This is a genomic window from Synechococcus sp. R3-13, from assembly GCF_047462195.1.
GTDB lineage: Bacteria > Cyanobacteriota > Cyanobacteriia > Thermostichales > Thermostichaceae > Thermostichus.
This window is the reverse complement of record NZ_JANSIO010000155.1, coordinates 1-2,439: the sequence shown is the minus strand read 5'-3', so window position 1 is coordinate 2,439 and position 2,439 is coordinate 1. Positions and strand designations below refer to the sequence as shown.

Below are 2,439 nucleotides of genomic sequence, written 5' to 3'. Positions count from 1 at the left end.
TGGTAGTAATCCGTACTGAACATATTATACATACATTATTTTCAGTATAGTTGAGCTTGTTATTGACTAGAGTCATGCTCTTCCAGCGGATAGCCAGAGGCCACTGCCAAGGCTTCCAGAGAGCGAACGCCTGTGTAGGTGCGGCCATTGATGATCCAGGTGGGATAGCTGGTGATCCCCGCTTCTGTACATTCTCGAGCCTGTGGAGTGCCGGGGCCGTTGGGGGAGCACTCCACGTAGGGCACTTGCTCAAAAGCCGATCCGAACAGCTCCTTTTGGTCTTGACAATGGGGGCACCAATAGGCCCCGTACATAGTGCCGCCGATCTGCCGCAGGTGGGCTGCCAACCCTACCGCCAGGGGGCTAGGCGGGGGAACTTGGTTGGCGTACACCCCAATCGTGGTCACCAACGTGAGAAAGCCTATGAGAATGTAGCTGAAGGCCAGCTTGCCCCCATCCAACCAGCGGTGGCCCAGCATGGTCACCAGCCCCAGCCCCGCCACCAAGATGATCGCGGTGGTGCAGTACATGCAGAATTGCCGTAGCACTGCCACCATCAGGTAAAGCATGTACATCTCAAAGGCGGTCATGGCGGAAACCAAGCCAAACAGGGCCGGCCAGCGCCACCGCTTCACCAATGGGAGCCCATCCGGCAGCACCGCCAGCGCCAAGACTCCCAGAAACCCCAGCAGGCCAACAGCCGCTGTCGGGATCCCCAAAAACTCTGCCCAACGGCTGGAGAGTACCAGGTCACACCCCCCATCCCCCGTGCAGAAGGCAGCGGGCTGCTCCGTCAGCTTGGTGTAGGTGAGATAGGCCGTCAACAGGGATCCCAGGCTGGCCAAGATCGCCAAGATCAGACGGGAATGGCGCTGCAGCCAGGTCTCTTCTTGGGCTTTGAGTTTGAGATAAGAAGCCATGGAGTTTCAGGGGTTTCAGCAGTTGGACACCCCCGATTATAGTGGGGTGGAGCTGGGCTCGTCCGTGGGATCCGACGCAGAAGAGCGCACCTGGGCGGCAAACCTGTCTCCCAGCGGATCCAGCTCCCATAGGGATCCCAGTTTGGAGTCGGAGATAGGCCGGTCGCAGAGACCCCAACGGCGGCGGAAGTAGCGGGCCAGATCTTTTTCTGCCAAGGCCAGATACACTGGGCGGCCATGGGGACAAGTATGGGGGTTGGCGGTGCGCTGCCAGGCATCTAGCAACCGTTGCATCTGCTCTAGGGTGAGGGGGATCCCATTGCGCAAGGCCCCTCGACAGGCCACCGCCACCTGGGCTGCCTGCACATCTTGACAGCGGCTGAGCTCTAGCAGGGATCCCTGCACCTCTTCTGGATCTTCCGACTCCAAAGCCAAAGGGAGGCGTCGAATGAGATGGGTATTGGGGCCGAAGGGTTCCGGCTCCAGCCCCAACTGCTCCAACCGCTCCAGGGCTTGGGGCGATAGTCCTTGCAGCGTTATGGGCGTCTCTGGTGCCACCAGTTGCCAATGCTGCCGGATGTACTCGTAGCGAACTCGCTCGTGGGCCAGGTGCTGCTCCACCAGCCATAGCCCCTGGGGATGCTCCGCCAAGATGTAGATCCGATGCAGTTGGGCCAGCGCCCTGAGGGGAGGCAAGGGAGAAGTTGGCCGGTCAGAGGGAGGAAAACGGCTCTGAAAATCGGGCGAGTCTCGATAGACCACCTTGGCCTCGCTGGCCCGGATCAGATGGACAGAGCGGCGGCTGGCTTGCCCGGATCCCAATTGCAGAAGGGAGTGCAGGTGTTGGCGCAACTGCTCCTGGCGGGCCGTCAGATTCTCCAGGTAGAGCTCGCTTTTGGCAGGATGACGGTTCCAATCCACCTGCTCTGGGGGCAGGCGCAGGTGAACAACCACCAGTGGATGACGGTGGCGAGGCAACGCGTGGTGAAAAACCGACTGGATCAGCCGTTGCCAGTCGGGCATCTGCACAAACCGTCCGTTTACGGCCACACGGATCCAATCGGGGTGGGGGCGATGCAGGCGATCCGGCAGGCCCAGCACCACTTCCCAATCGCTATCCCCATCCTGGATCCGCCGATAGCGCAGATCCGTGGGATCCAACTGCGGCAACACCTGCAGCAGCAGATCTTGCAGAGATTTTCCCGGCCAGAGGCTGAGCAGCAATTGCCCTTCCTGATGCACCTGCCAACTGACCCAGGGATGGGCTAGGGCTGCATTCTGCACCAGGGTCAGGAGCGGGCGAGTTTGGGGCAAGGCCCGACGGCGCAGAGGCCAGTCGGCAAACAAATCCGCAACCGTGACCACCGTTCCCAAGGCAGTGGCTGCCGGCTGCTTGTGGATCAGCTCCCCCTGTCGGTCGTAGGCGGCCAGCCAGCCGTGAGCATCGTCAGCGTGGCGGGTTTGGATAGCTAGGGATCCCAAGCGGGCCAGGCTGTGCAGGGCTTCCCCACGAAACCCT

General features: G+C 61.0%; 2 protein-coding genes. Both read right to left on the bottom strand.

Translation table 11 applies throughout. The features are described 5' to 3' along the window. Window positions 1-59: 59 nt before the first annotated feature. Window positions 60-920: a vitamin K epoxide reductase family protein gene (locus tag NW856_RS04925; RefSeq protein WP_414399376.1), complete on the bottom strand. Its 861-nt coding sequence runs from the start codon at window positions 918-920 to the stop codon at window positions 60-62. Between the two features lie 36 nt (window positions 921-956). Then, on the bottom strand, window positions 957-2,439 hold a 1,483-nt coding region (gene mutL, locus NW856_RS04920; protein ID WP_414399375.1), incomplete at its 5' end, for a DNA mismatch repair endonuclease MutL.